The following is a 12,609-nucleotide window of genomic DNA, read 5'->3' on the forward strand; positions in this document are numbered from 1 at the left end:
CTCCGGGAACGCCGATAGCCTGAGCCGGTGGGTGCGAACGACGACAGAGCCAGGAAACGCCTCTCCCGTACCCCTCCGCGGTGGGCGATCATCGCGGTGCTGGCGTTCGCGGGCCTGTGCTCCTCGTTCATGTTCACGCTCGTCGTGCCCCTGCAGGCGGAGCTGCCGCAGCTGCTGAACTCCTCCCGCGAGGACACCACCTGGGTGGTGACGATCACCCTGCTCGTGGCCGCCGTCGCGACCCCGATCTCCGGCCGTCTCGGCGACATGTACGGCAAGCGGCGGGTGGTCGTCGCGCTCCTCGCGATCCTCATCGTGGGGTCGGTCATCGCCGCGCTCTCCGGATCGATCGTCGGCGTCATCATCGGCCGCGCCCTCCAGGGGGCCGTGACCGGCGTCGTACCCCTCGGCATCGCCATCATGCGCGACGTGCTGCCACCCGAGCGCCTCGGCACCGCGGTGGCCCTGATGAGCGCCACCATGGGCGTCGGCGGGGCGATCGGCATGCCCGTCGCCGCGCTGCTCGCCGAGAACGCCGACTGGCACATGCTGTTCTGGCTCGCCGCCGCCCTCGGAGTCCTCGGGCTGCTGCTGGTGCTCGCCGTGGTGCCGGAGGACGTGCTCCGCTCCCCCGGGCGCCTCGACGTGCTCGGGGCCATCGGACTCGCCATCGGCCTCACCGGTCTGCTGCTGTTCGTATCGCGCGGCGCCGAGTGGGGCTGGACGGCGCCGCTCACCCTCGTCTGCGTGATCGGCGGCGTGGCGGTGCTGCTGCTGTGGGGCTGGTACCAGCTGCGCACGGACGATCCGCTGCTCGACCTCCGGGTCGCGGCCCGGCCCGCCGTGCTCTTCACGAACATCGCCGCGATCGGCATGGGCTTCGCCCTGTTCGCCTCGAATGTCACGTTCCCGCAGCTGCTGGAGATGCCGGCGGTGGGCGGTGCCGGCTTCGGGCTCGACATGGTGGCCGCGTCGCTCGTGATCATGCCGGCGGGTCTGGTCATGATGGTGATCTCCCCGCTGTCCGGGTGGCTGGAGCGCACCGTGGGGCCGCGCCCGCTCTTCACCGTCGGGGCCATCGCGATCGTGCTCGCCTACGTCTTCGTGCTGCTGTGGTCGACCGAGGTGTGGCACATCTTCGTCGCCAACATCTTCATCGGCGTCGGCATCGGGTTCACCTTCGCCGCGATGCCCATGATCATCATGCGCTCCGTGCCCGCGAACGAGACCGGGGCGTCGAACGGCCTCAACGCGCTGTTCCGCTCCGTGGGCACCTCGACGGCCTCGGCCGTGATGGGCGGGGTGCTCGCGGCGATGAGTGTGGACGTCGGCGGGGTGGCCGTGCCGACGCGGGCCGCGTTCGAGGTCTGCTTCTGGCTCGCGATCGCCGCCGGCATCCTGGCCGTGGTCCTGTCCCTGTTCATTCCGCGACGGCGCGCCGAGGAGCCGCACCCCTCCCTGCGCTGACCCGTTCGGCGGTCGTGGATTCGCATCGAGGTCGCAGAGATTCCCGCAGAACGTGCGACCTACGGCGGATCTGCGACCTGCGGCGGAGGGTCAGCGGGAGATCGTGCGCGGATCCGGGTCGTCGGCACGCGGTGGCCGCAGCCGGGCGGGAAGCGGCCACGGCAGGGTGAACTGCGCGGTCGCGGGACGGGTCATGTCCCCGAAGTCGTCGACCTTCACGACGATGCGCCCCGGCGTGCCCTCTTCGTCCGGCGTCACCTCGAGGATGCGCACCCGCAGCGGGCGGTCACCCTCCCCCTCGAGCATCCACGGATCGGCGAGCCAGGCGATGCCGTGGTCCTCCAGCGCGGCCTCCGCGTCGAGCCACTCGCCCGGGCCGAAGACCCTGCGCCCGAGGACATCGACGGCGATCCAGTCCTCGCCCTCCGGATGGATCCAGCCGAGCAGCTCGCCGTCGTCGCGGCGGTGCGGGGTCCAGGCATGAGGCATGCCCCGATGCTAGCCCGTACGTCGCACGATCAGGCGCTCGCGCGACATCAGGCGAGCGCTCGACAGCAGGCGAACGCGCGACATCAGGCCGGGTGCGCCCCCGTCGCCTGACGCCATGCGGGTGCCTGCGCTCGCGTGCGAGATCCAGGCGACGTGGGAACAGGAGAACACGCGAGGTCAGGCGACCGCAGGAGGTCAGGCTCATTGCCACCCTGGACGCCTGACGCCACGCGGATGCCTGCGCTCGCGTGCGAGGTCCAGGCGACGTGGGAACAGGAGAACACGCGCGGTCAGGCGACCGCGGGAGGTCAGGCTCATTGCCACCCTGGAAGCCTGATGCGGCGCGGATGCCTGCGCGGGGTCAGTGCGTGTACTCCATGAGCTCGACGCCGAGCACGCGGAAGGCGTCGTGCGCGCGGAGGCGGTGGCTGATCGACAGGTCGTCGAAGCACACGATCATCGAGTAGGCGACACCGGCCCGCGGCCCCGCGAGCACCCCCGCCTCGGCGCGTACTCCCCGGTCGCGGCCGGTCTTGTTCACGAACAGCAGGCCGTGCGCGTCGTGCTCGTGCGCGAAGGGGTCGAGTCCGGTCGAGGCGGCCACGAGGCTGAGGTCCTGGTTGAGGCTGAGCCACTCCGACACCTGGGCGCTGACGGCGGCATCCACGACCTGGGAGTTCACGAGCGCGGAGAACAGTCCGGCCAGCTCGCGCGCCGACCCCACCGCGACCTGCGGGGCGTCGTCCGGGCCACGGCGGTCGCGGAACCGGTCGAGCAGGGCGGTGCGTCGCAGTCCCAAGCCCTCGATGCGCTCGCGCACCCGGTCGTGCCCCACCTTCTCCAGCAGGATGTTCACGGCGATCGGATCGCCGGCGGTCGCGGCCAGTACGGCGAGGTCTTCCAACGGCAGCGCCGGGGCCCGCAGGTGCCGCCACAGCCCGGAGCTCTCCACGGCCTCGACGCTCGTGCGCTCCACGATCTCGAGCGGGTCGAGGGCGCCGGACTCGAACGCCGCCGCCACCTCGATGAGCAGCGGGACCACCCCGAGGCCGGCGACGGGCATGGTCACGTGGTCGTCTCCCGCCAGCACGTGCACATGGGAGTCGAGGTCGACCACATGCACCGACACCTGCGCCCCGGAGTTCGCGAGGCCCTCGAGGGCCTTCAGCGTCGACGTGAACGATCGCCGGCCGACGGCCACGCGGCGCGGCAACCGACGGGCTCCCGGCCGCTGCGAACGGCGACCGCTGGACGACTCGGGCGCGCTCCCGGACGCTCCGGGAGCCGAGGGGTTCCGGAACGCGTCACCAGGGTCGGTCGCACCCACGCGTGGTCCTTCAGGAGGGGGAGGGATACTGCACATCCGGGAAGGGGCGCCCGGCGGCAGGGCTATCGTAACCCCACCGCCGGAGCGTGCCTCACAGAGTCCGGAGGTTCGTCACCAGATGGTCACACGGGACGACTCCGGCAGCCAGAGGGCATCCTTCTCGGTGACGCCGAAGGCGTCGTAGAACGCATCGATGTTGCGGACGATCTGGTTGCACCGGAACTCGTTGGGCGAGTGCGGGTCGATCGTCAGCAGGCGCAGCGTCTCGGCCTCACGGCTCTTCTGCTGCCAGACCTGTGCCCAGGACAGGAGCAGCCGCTGCACGCCGGTGTAGCCGTCGATGACCGGCCCTTCGACGGGCTCCGGCACCGACGGATCGGCCCGCAGCGACAGCTCGTACGCCTTCAGCGCGATCCCGAGGCCGCCCAGATCGCCGATGTTCTCACCGATGGTGAGGGCGCCGTTCACGTGATGCTCGGCGTCCAGCCCCTCCGGCACGAGGGCGTCGTACTGCGCGATGAGCGCCTTCGTGCGCTCCTCGAAGGCCGCGCGATCCGCGTCGGTCCACCAGTCCTGCAGGCGCCCCTCGCCGTCGTATCGGCTGCCCTGATCGTCGAAACCGTGGCCGATCTCATGCCCGATGACCGCGCCGATCCCGCCGTAGTTCGCGGCCGCGTCCCGTCCGGCGTCGAAGAACGGGTACTGGAGGATGGCTGCGGGGAAGACGATCTCGTTCATCGAGGGGTTGTAGTACGCGTTCACCATCTGCGGCGGCATGTGCCACTCGGTGCGGTCGATCGGCTTCCCGACTTTGTCGATGTTGCGGTCGTGCTCGAAGATCGCCGCGCGGCGCACGTTGCCGAGGAGATCGGTCCGGTCGATCACGAGGGCCGAGTAGTCACGCCACACCTCGGGGTGCCCGATCTTCGGGGTGAACGCGTCCAGCTTCGCCAGCGCCCGCTGCCGGGTCTCCGCGGTCATCCACTCCAGGGTCTCGATGCTCTGCCGATAGGCCTCGACGAGGTTCGCGACGAGCTCGTCCATGGCCGCCTTCGCCGTCGGCGGGTAGTGCCGCTCGACGTAGACCTTGCCGATCGCCTCGCCCAGGGCCCCTTCGGCGACGGAGACGCCGCGCTTCCAGCGCTCGCGGATCGTGGGGACGCCGGTGAGCTGGGTGCCGTAGAACGAGAAGTTCTCCTGCACGAGCTCGTCGGTGAGGTAGGGCGCCGCCGCGTGGACGACCTTCGCACGCAGCCAGGCCTTCCAGTCGTCCAGCCGCTCGGGAGTGAGCAGAGCGCCCAGCCCCTCGAAGAAGCTCGGCTGCGCGACGACGACCTCGTCGAACGCCTGCGGGTTCGTCGGCGTCACGGCTTCGCGCCACGGACTGAGGTCGACGCCGGCGAGCTCCTGCAGCTCGTCCCACGTCTTGAGGTTGTAGGTCGCCACCGCGTCACGGCTGCGCACGTTGTCCCAGTGGTGTCCGGCGAGCTCGGTCTCCAGCGCGATGGAGCGCTCGGCCTGCGCGGCGGCATCGGTCACGCCGGCGAGCGAGAGCAGGCGCTCCAGGTGCTCCCGGTACGCCGCGCGGGTCTCCGCGAAGGTGTCGAGACGGAAGTAGCTCTCGTCCGGCAGCGAGAGCCCGGCCTGCACGAGCACCGGGAGGTAGCGCTCCGGGTTCCCGGGGTCGCCGTCGACATAGAGGCCGATCACCGCCGCCCGGCCCTCCCGGTCGTAGGTGCCCACGGTGCGCAGGAAGGCCGGGATGCCGTCGATCGCGTCGATCTCGGCGAACGTCTCGGCCAGCGGGGTCACGCCGGCGGCGGCGATGCGGTCGGTGTCCATGAAGCTCGCGAAGAGGTCGCCGATCTTGCGGGCGAGGGTGCCCTCCTCCGCCTCCTGCGACTCCTCGACGATCGCACGGACGTCCTTCTCGGCCTGCTCGGCCAGCAGATGGAAGGAGCCCCAGCGCGCCTTGTCCCCGGGGATCTCGGTGCGAGCGATCCAGGCGCCGTTCACGTGGCGATACAGGTCGTCCTGCGGGCGGATGTCGGGGCTGAGGTCGTCGAGCGCGAGGCCCGCGGGAAGCACGTCGGTCATGCGCTCCAGCCTATGGCCGGGGTCCCCCACGGTGTCCAGAAGACCTCAGTCCCGGCGTCGGCGCCCGAAGCGTCGGCGCCGCGGCGACGTCTCGGGCAGCGGTGTCCGCGCGGCCCGGCGTTCCGCCCACGCGACGACCTCGGCGTCGACGTCGCGCAGCGGGGTCACGACGGGAGGTCCGCCCTGGAGCTGGCGTCGGGCCTCGCGCACACGCCGGTTGAAGTCCTCGAGCAGCTCGCGCACGTCGGACTCGCGACCGAGGAGGTCGAGCTGCCCGTCGAGCTCGCGGTCCTCCGTGCGCAGGAGGATGGCGGGAGGGCCGAGCCCGGTCAGGCCCTCGGTCTCGATCTTCCGGCGGATCCACCAGTCCGGGTCGTGGTGGTCGCCGAGACCTTCGAGCGGCTTCCCGGCTCCCGGCAGATCGTCGAAGTCGCCGCGACGGATGGCGACCTGGATGGCGGATTCGATGAAGGCGGCGCGGTCCACCGCGGCCGCGGCACCGGGCGGCGCGGCGGTGTCCGCCTCGTCGGGGGCAGCATCGCCCTGCTGCTGCCGCGCTCGATAGCGCGCGGCCGCCTCCCGGGGATCCGTCATGGTGCGCCTCCGTCCGCTGGGATCTCCTCCTTCACCCTACGTCCGGTCGAGGCCGGCGGTCTCGGGTGTCGACGACAGGTCATAGGCTCGGAGGATGGCCGCCCGCACCTCCCTGAACCGCGAGATCCTGCGCCTGGCGGTCCCCGCCCTCGGCGCGCTCATCGCGGAGCCGGCCTTCCTCATCGTCGACGCCGCCCTCGTCGGCCATCTCGGCACCGTCCCCCTCGCCGGGCTCGGCATCGCCGGAGCCGTGCTGCAGACGATCGTCGGCCTCATGGTGTTCCTCGCGTACTCCACGACCCCCGCGGTCGCGCGACGATTCGGGGCCGGGCGTCCGGGAGAGGCGGTCTCGGTCGGGATCAACGGCATGTGGCTCGCGCTCGGCCTTGGTGCCGTGCTCGCCGTCGTCGGCGCCGTCTCGTCGCCCTGGCTCGTCTCCCTGTTCGGCGCGAGCGCGGAGGTCGCGGCACAGGCGAACGAGTACCTCGTGATCTCGATGTGGGGGCTCCCGGCGATGCTCATCGTGTTCGCCGCCACCGGGCTGCTGCGCGGGATGCAGGACACCATGACCCCACTGTGGATCGCGGGGCTCGGCTTCGCGGCGAACGCCCTGCTGAACTGGCTCTTCATCTACGGCCTCGGCTGGGGCATCGCCGGCTCCGCGGCAGGTACGGTGACGGCGCAATGGGGCATGGTCGCGGCGTACGCGCTCGTAGTCCGGCGCCTGGCGACCCGGCACAGCGCCTCGTTGCGCGCCCAGCGGGAGGGCCTGCGCCACACCGCGACGTCGGGCGGCTGGCTGTTCCTCCGCACCGTGAGCCTGCGCGTCGCCCTGCTCGCGACCGTGGCCGTGGCGACCGGGATCGGCACCGAGGAGCTCGCCGGGTGGCAGATCGTGTTCACCATCTTCTCGGCGGCGGCCTTCGCCCTCGACGCGCTCGCGATCGCCGCGCAGGCGCTGATCGGCAAGGAGCTGGGCGCCGGTGACGAGGAGCAGGTGCGCCGAGTGCTGGCGCGGACGGTCGCGTGGGGAGCGTGGTTCGGCGTCGTGGTCGGCGCCGTCATCGCCGCCCTCTCCGGGGTGCTCGGCATCGTCTTCACCGGCGATCAGGGCGTGGCAGAGATGGTGCAGCCGGCCCTGCTCGTGCTCGCGGTGGCGCAGCCGGTCGCGGGCGTGGTGTTCGTGCTCGACGGAGTGCTCATGGGAGCGAACGACGCCCGGTACCTGGCGATCGCGGGCGGTCTGAACCTCGTCCCGTTCCTGCCCACTCTGGCGATCATCGCCGCGACGGGGGTCGACGGCACCGCCGGCCTCGTATGGCTCGCCGTCGCGTTCTTCGGGGTGTACCTGCTCGCACGGCTGGCGACGCTGGGGTGGCGAGTGCGCTCCGGGCGATGGCTCGCCGCGCCGGCGTAGCTCCTCCACAGGCGACCCGAAGAACGACTTATCCCCCGCCGCCGGGCACAGCGGAATACAGCGCCCCGCCACTCTGTCGCTCCGGTCCAGCATGGAGCGACACTGAAGGGATGCTGGGGATGAACGACGCGCAGGTATGGACGACGATCGGGGTTCTCGCCTCGGGCATGTACGCCACGATCACGCTCATGGCGACGATGTTCGTGAGGATCATCAAGACGGAGATCGGCACGGTCCGCACGGAGATCGGCGGGATCCACACGGAGATCGGCGGGATCAAGGGCGAGATCGGCGGGATCAAGGGCGAGATCGGCGGGATCAAGGGCGAGATCGTCGGGATCAGGGGCGAGATCGTCGGCGTGAAAGCCGAGATCGGGGATCTCCGGAAGGAGGTGCACGGTCTGAGCCGGCGCATGGACGGCCTCGACCGCGACGTCAGCGCGATCTCGCGGCACCTTTTCGGCATCGATCCGGCCTGACGAAGCAGGTACGACCGCTCGTCGTGCTCACTCCGCGTGGCGACGACACCACTCGTACATGATGACGGCGGCGGCGGCACTCGCGTTGATCGATCGGGTCGAGCCGTACTGCGTGATCTCGATGTGACCGGAGGCGGCAGCCAGTGCCTCCGGCGACAGCCCCGGCCCCTCCTGACCGAAGAGGAGCACGCACGAGCGCGGCAGGTCGGCGCGGTCCACCGGCACGGCCCCGTCGACGTTGTCGATCGCGATGACGGGCAGACCCTCTGCGGCCGCCCAGGCGGCGAAGGTCGCGATGTCCTCGTGGTGCACGACGTGCTGGTAGCGGTCGGTCACCATGGCGCCGCGCTTGTTCCAGCGACGGCGGCCGATGATGTGCACCGTATCGGCGAGGAACGCGTTGGCGCTGCGCACGATGGAACCGATGTTCATGTCGTGCTGCCAGTTCTCGATCGCGACGTGGAACGGATGACGCCGCGTATCGAGATCAGCGACGATCGCCTCCATGCGCCAGTAGCGATAGCGGTCGATGACGTTTCGCGTGTCGCCGTGCGCGAGGAGCTCGGGATCGTACTGCTCTCCCTCGGGCCAGGCCGACGGCCCTCCGGGCCAGGGGCCGACGCCGTATCCGGGCTGCGCCGAGGACCCCCCGGGGGCGGTCGGTTCCGTGCTCTCGGGGCGCTGCGCTTCCATCCCGCCAGGCTATCGCCGCCTCCGCCTGGTCGCCGTCGGGCGGAGGAGCCGGCACCCCATCGTCGAAGGAGTTCCGGCCATCACGACACGATATTTAGGTACACCGAAAAATACGCTACGGTTTCGGTGTGCCTAAAAATTCCGCCGCCTCCGTGATCCCTGCTCGCACCGCTTCGCCGCGCCTGCTGTGGCTGCTGGGACCGGCGCTGGTGGCGGGCGTGGCCTATCTCGACCCGGGCAACGTCGCCAGCAACATGACGGCGGGGGCGCAGTACGGCTATCTGCTCGTGTGGGTGGTCGTCGCCGGCAACGTGATGGCCTGGCTGATCCAGTACCTGTCCGCGAAGCTCGGCGTCGTCACCGGCCAGAGCCTCCCGGAGGTGCTGGGCCAGCGGCTGCGCCGCCCCTGGGCCCGCCGCGCCTACTGGCTCCAGGCGGAGCTGGTCGCGATGGCGACGGACCTCGCCGAGGTCATCGGCGGCGCCGTCGCCCTGAACCTTCTCTTCGGCGTGCCGCTGCTGTGGGGCGGCCTCATCACCGGGGCCGTGTCCATGGTCCTGCTCGCGGTGCAGAACCGTCGCGGCGCCCGACCGTTCGAGTTCGTGATCATCGGCCTCATGTTCGTGATCACGATCGGCTTCATGGCCGGCCTGTTCCTCGCGCCACCCGACCCGGCCGGCGTCGTGAGCGGCCTCGTGCCGCGCTTCGAGGACACGGGGTCCGTGCTCCTCGCCGCCTCGATCCTCGGCGCGACGATCATGCCGCACGCGATCTACGCGCACTCCTCTCTGGCCCGCGACCGGTTCGGTGCGACGAGTGCCGAGACAACCGAGGAGGCGGCCCGGATCGAGACCTCGCGGATCCGCCGCCTGCTCACGGCGACGCGCTGGGATGTGACGATCGCGATGGTCATCGCGGGCTCGGTGAACCTCGGCATCCTCCTGCTCGCGGCGGCGAACCTCGCGGGCGTCGCGGGCACCGACTCGCTGGAGGGGGCGCACGCCGCCCTCGCCGCAGGCCTCGGCCCGGTCGTGGCGACCTTCTTCGCCGTGGGACTGCTCGCCTCGGGTCTCGCCTCGACCTCCGTCGGCGCGTACGCGGGCGCCGAGATCATGCACGGCCTCCTGCACGTGCGCATCCCCCTGCTGGCCCGCCGACTGGTGACGCTCATCCCCGCGCTGGTGATCCTCGGCATCGGGGTGGACCCCACGCTCGCCCTCGTCCTCAGCCAAGTCGTGCTGTCGTTCGGCATCCCGTTCGCGCTGATCCCGCTCGTCGCCCTCACCGCGCAGCGCCGCACGCTCGGCGCCTGGGTCAACCGGCCGTGGACGACGGTCGCCGGGGTCGTGGCCTCCGTGCTCCTCATCGCCCTGAACGGCGCCCTGCTCTGGCTGGTGCTGACGGGGGCATGACGCCGGATAGGCTCGACATCATGTCTGCAGACTCCTCCCGTCGCACCGTCCGCCTCCTCACCTGGAGCGGCTTCGCGACCGGCGTCATCGGCGGTCTGCTCATCGCGTTCCCGAAGGTCATCGGCCCCGCCAGCCCGTGGGTCCAGCTCGCCCTCGGCGTCGCGACCCTGATCTTCGCCTTCCGTGCCCGCAAGGTGGGCATCGCCGAGGTGGAGGGCTTCGACGGGCGCCTCTCGCTCGCCGCCGCCCTCCTGGGATTCCTCGTGCTCTTCTTCGCGGGGCAGGCGACCGTGATCCTGCTCGGCTCCGCGGGCGCCTGACTCAGGCCGCGAGGCCGGCCGACCCGGACACGTAGAGTGGTGGGGTGGCATCCCCGGCAGCTGACGACTACCTGAAGACCGTCTACGCGCACACCGAGTGGCAGGATGCGCCGATCACCCCCTCGGTCCTGGCGGCCAAGCTCGGCATCGCCCCGTCGTCGGTCACGGAGATGGTGAAGAAGCTCGCCGCGGCGGGACTCGTGTCGCACGTGCCCTACGGAGCGGTCCGGCTGACGGACGCGGGGACCACCCGGGCCCTCGCGATGGTCCGCCGCCACCGCCTCATCGAGACCTGGCTCGTGCAGGAGTTCGGGTACGGATGGGATGAGGTGCACGACGAGGCCGAGGTCTTGGAGCACACCATCAGCGACCGGCTGCTCGAGGGCATCGACGAGCGCCTGGGGCGGCCGCGCTTCGACCCTCACGGAGACGCCATCCCGGACGCGGAGGGCCGCATCGAACGGGAGCCCTTCGTCCTGCTCGCCGACGCCCCGGACGGACACACCGGCCGCGTGCTGCGCGTCGACGACCGCGACCCGGAGCTCCTGCGGACCCTCGACTCCCACGGGGTCGTCGTCGGGACGACCGTGACGGTGACCCCGTCCGGCATCGCCCTCGACGGCACCGAGCCGCCGCTGCCCCCCGCCGCCCGCGACGTGGTGTGGTTGTCGGCCTGACCCCGGCTTCGAATCGCGCACTTTGCGGCACATCGGCCGGGGATGGGGCCAATCAGGCGATTCGAAAGGAAAGGTGGGGCCTCTAGGCTGAGCACATGGCACACCGTGACGACATCGAATGCTGGCTCACCGACATGGACGGCGTGCTCGTCCATGAGAACGACGCCATCCCCGGGGCCTCCGAACTCCTCGCCGGATGGGAGCGCAACGAGATCCCGTACCTCGTGCTCACGAACAACTCGATCTTCACCGCCCGCGACCTCTCGGCCCGCCTCCGTGCGAGCGGCCTGATCGTGCCGGAGGAGCGCATCTGGACCTCGGCGCTCGCGACCGCCGACTTCCTCGCGCAGCAGCTCCCGGGCGGCTCCGCCTTCGTCATCGGCGAGGCCGGCATCCTCACCGCGCTGCACGAGGCCGGCTTCATCATGACCGAGACGAACCCCGACTTCGTCGTCGTCGGCGAGACCCGCAACTACTCGTTCGAGGCCATCACGAAGGCCATCCGCCACATCATCAACGGCTCGCGCTTCATCGTGACCAACCCGGACGCCACCGGCCCGAGCGCCGACGGGGTGCTGCCGGCCACGGGTGCGATCGCCGCCCTCATCACCAAGGCCACCGGCAAGGAGCCCTACGTCGTCGGCAAGCCCAATCCGATGATGTTCCGTTCGGCCCTGAACAAGATCGGCGCGCACTCGAAGAAGACCGGCATGATCGGCGACCGGATGGACACGGACATCGTCGCCGGCATCGAGGCGGGTTTGCACACGGTGCTCGTGCTCACCGGCATCAGCGACCAGCGGATCATCGAGCAGTACCCCTTCCGCCCGGACGAGATCGTCGACTCGGTCGCCGACCTGCTGCCGACCATCACCGACTCGATCCCCACCCTCGACGAGGACTGACGTGGGCGCCCTCGACGACGGCGAGCGGGTCACGGCGGCGGACGCCGCGGCCTGGCGCGCCTGGCTCGAGGCGAACCACGAACGCACGGCCGGGGTGTGGCTGCTGAGCGTGCGCGGGCGATCCGCAACCGGAGTCGGCTACGAGGACGCCGTCCGGCAGGCGCTGTGCTTCGGATGGATCGACGGCCCGGTGCGCACGTTCGACGACGAGACCGGTGGCCAGTGGTTCTCCCCTCGACGCCCTGGTAGCGGCTGGGCGGCGACGAACAAGGCCCGCATCGCGGAGCTGGAGGCCGCGGGGCTCCTCGCTCCGGCCGGCATCCGGGCGCTGGAGACGGCGAAGGCGAACGGTTCGTGGACCGTGCTCGACGGCCCCGAGGCCGGCATCGAGCCTCCGGAGCTCGCGGCCGCCCTCGACGCGGTGCCCGCGGCGAGGGCGAGCTGGGATGCGTTCCCGAAGTCGGTGAAGAAGTTCGGCCTCACGCACATCGCGATGGCCAAGCGGCCGGAGACCAAGGCCGCGCGCATCGCGAAGATCGTGGCGGATGCCGCGGAGGGGAAGCGTCCATGAACCAGAGCGACCTGCTGTTCCTCGTCCTGTTCCTCATCATGCTCACGTCGCTGGTCGTGTTCGTGGTGCAGTTCGTGCGCTCCCGCCGCCGCGGCGGCGAGGACGACGGCCGTGCCGGCTGGTGGGAAGGCCCCTGGGACGACGACGACCGCCGGCGCTGA

General features: G+C 70.9%; 14 protein-coding genes. 9 read left to right on the forward strand and 5 right to left on the reverse strand.

Annotated features, from left to right (window positions below):
• Positions 1-27: 27 nt before the first annotated feature.
• Positions 28-1,467, forward strand: a complete 1,440-nt coding sequence (locus tag B7W94_RS07360; RefSeq protein WP_085605612.1) for an MFS transporter — start codon at positions 28-30, stop codon at positions 1,465-1,467.
• A gap of 90 nt (positions 1,468-1,557) precedes the next feature.
• Here B7W94_RS07360 and B7W94_RS07365 read toward each other — a convergent pair whose 3' ends face one another.
• The 4 genes from B7W94_RS07365 to B7W94_RS07380 form a co-directional block, all read right to left on the reverse strand.
• Positions 1,558-1,956 carry a hypothetical protein gene (locus B7W94_RS07365; protein ID WP_025104888.1) on the reverse strand — a complete coding sequence of 133 codons (399 nt, stop codon included), beginning with the start codon at positions 1,954-1,956 and terminating at the stop codon, positions 1,558-1,560.
• Positions 1,957-2,317: 361 nt separating this feature from the next.
• A complete protein-coding gene (locus B7W94_RS07370) occupies positions 2,318-3,283 on the reverse strand; it encodes a serine hydrolase (protein WP_025104889.1) in 966 nt (321 codons plus the stop codon).
• 111 nt (positions 3,284-3,394) lie between these two features.
• Positions 3,395-5,380, reverse strand: a complete 1,986-nt coding sequence (locus tag B7W94_RS07375) for a M13 family metallopeptidase (protein ID WP_085605614.1) — start codon at positions 5,378-5,380, stop codon at positions 3,395-3,397.
• 45 nt (positions 5,381-5,425) lie between these two features.
• Positions 5,426-5,974: a J-domain-containing protein gene (locus B7W94_RS07380; RefSeq protein ID WP_085605616.1), complete on the reverse strand. Its 549-nt coding sequence runs from the start codon at positions 5,972-5,974 to the stop codon at positions 5,426-5,428.
• Positions 5,975-6,068: 94 nt separating this feature from the next.
• Between B7W94_RS07380 and B7W94_RS07385 the strand changes: the two genes are divergently transcribed.
• Positions 6,069-7,391 carry an MATE family efflux transporter gene (locus B7W94_RS07385; RefSeq protein ID WP_085605618.1) on the forward strand — a complete coding sequence of 441 codons (1,323 nt, stop codon included), beginning with the start codon at positions 6,069-6,071 and terminating at the stop codon, positions 7,389-7,391.
• A gap of 110 nt (positions 7,392-7,501) precedes the next feature.
• Entirely contained in the window at positions 7,502-7,870 is a 369-nt protein-coding gene (locus tag B7W94_RS07390) for a hypothetical protein (RefSeq protein WP_025104893.1), read from the forward strand.
• 27 nt (positions 7,871-7,897) lie between these two features.
• On the opposite strand, the gene B7W94_RS07395 is transcribed toward B7W94_RS07390, so the two are convergent.
• Positions 7,898-8,563, reverse strand: coding sequence for a TrmH family RNA methyltransferase (locus tag B7W94_RS07395; protein WP_085605620.1), 666 nt, complete (start codon positions 8,561-8,563; stop codon positions 7,898-7,900).
• 128 nt (positions 8,564-8,691) lie between these two features.
• Between B7W94_RS07395 and B7W94_RS07400 the strand changes: the two genes are divergently transcribed.
• From B7W94_RS07400 to B7W94_RS18085, 6 genes are all read left to right on the forward strand, one after another.
• A complete protein-coding gene (locus tag B7W94_RS07400) occupies positions 8,692-9,975 on the forward strand; it encodes an Nramp family divalent metal transporter (protein ID WP_085605622.1) in 1,284 nt (427 codons plus the stop codon).
• Between the two features lie 20 nt (positions 9,976-9,995).
• Positions 9,996-10,295, forward strand: a complete 300-nt coding sequence (locus B7W94_RS07405; RefSeq protein ID WP_085605624.1) for a hypothetical protein — start codon at positions 9,996-9,998, stop codon at positions 10,293-10,295.
• A gap of 44 nt (positions 10,296-10,339) precedes the next feature.
• Positions 10,340-10,972, forward strand: a complete 633-nt coding sequence (locus B7W94_RS07410) for a metal-dependent transcriptional regulator (protein WP_085605626.1) — start codon at positions 10,340-10,342, stop codon at positions 10,970-10,972.
• 95 nt (positions 10,973-11,067) lie between these two features.
• The gene (locus B7W94_RS07415) at positions 11,068-11,877 is read left to right on the forward strand and encodes an HAD-IIA family hydrolase (RefSeq protein WP_025104898.1); all 810 of its coding nucleotides are present in this window, start codon (positions 11,068-11,070) and stop codon (positions 11,875-11,877) included.
• A 1-nt stretch (position 11,878) separates the two neighbouring features.
• Positions 11,879-12,448, forward strand: coding sequence for a YdeI/OmpD-associated family protein (locus tag B7W94_RS07420; protein WP_085605628.1), 570 nt, complete (start codon positions 11,879-11,881; stop codon positions 12,446-12,448).
• Positions 12,445-12,609 carry a hypothetical protein gene (locus tag B7W94_RS18085; RefSeq protein ID WP_164498178.1) on the forward strand — a complete coding sequence of 55 codons (165 nt, stop codon included), beginning with the start codon at positions 12,445-12,447 and terminating at the stop codon, positions 12,607-12,609. Before B7W94_RS07420 ends, B7W94_RS18085 begins: the two co-directional genes overlap by 4 nt.

This window comes from Microbacterium sp. LEMMJ01, from assembly GCF_002114135.1.
In the GTDB taxonomy this organism is placed as follows: domain Bacteria; phylum Actinomycetota; class Actinomycetes; order Actinomycetales; family Microbacteriaceae; genus Microbacterium.

Excerpts from the sequence above, each read along its gene's own strand:
- B7W94_RS07365 (WP_025104888.1), bottom strand. The coding sequence starts at position 1,956 with ATGCCTCATGCCTGGACCCCGCACCGCCGCGACGACGGCGAGCTGCTC.
- B7W94_RS07375 (WP_085605614.1), bottom strand. The coding sequence starts at position 5,380 with ATGACCGACGTGCTTCCCGCGGGCCTCGCGCTCGACGACCTCAGCCCC.
- B7W94_RS07380 (WP_085605616.1), bottom strand. The coding sequence starts at position 5,974 with ATGACGGATCCCCGGGAGGCGGCCGCGCGCTATCGAGCGCGGCAGCAG.
- B7W94_RS07385 (WP_085605618.1), top strand. The coding sequence starts at position 6,069 with ATGGCCGCCCGCACCTCCCTGAACCGCGAGATCCTGCGCCTGGCGGTC.
- B7W94_RS07390 (WP_025104893.1), top strand. The coding sequence starts at position 7,502 with ATGCTGGGGATGAACGACGCGCAGGTATGGACGACGATCGGGGTTCTC.
- B7W94_RS07395 (WP_085605620.1), bottom strand. The coding sequence starts at position 8,563 with ATGGAAGCGCAGCGCCCCGAGAGCACGGAACCGACCGCCCCCGGGGGG.
- B7W94_RS07405 (WP_085605624.1), top strand. The coding sequence starts at position 9,996 with ATGTCTGCAGACTCCTCCCGTCGCACCGTCCGCCTCCTCACCTGGAGC.
- B7W94_RS07415 (WP_025104898.1), top strand. The coding sequence starts at position 11,068 with ATGGCACACCGTGACGACATCGAATGCTGGCTCACCGACATGGACGGC.
- B7W94_RS18085 (WP_164498178.1), top strand. The coding sequence starts at position 12,445 with ATGAACCAGAGCGACCTGCTGTTCCTCGTCCTGTTCCTCATCATGCTC.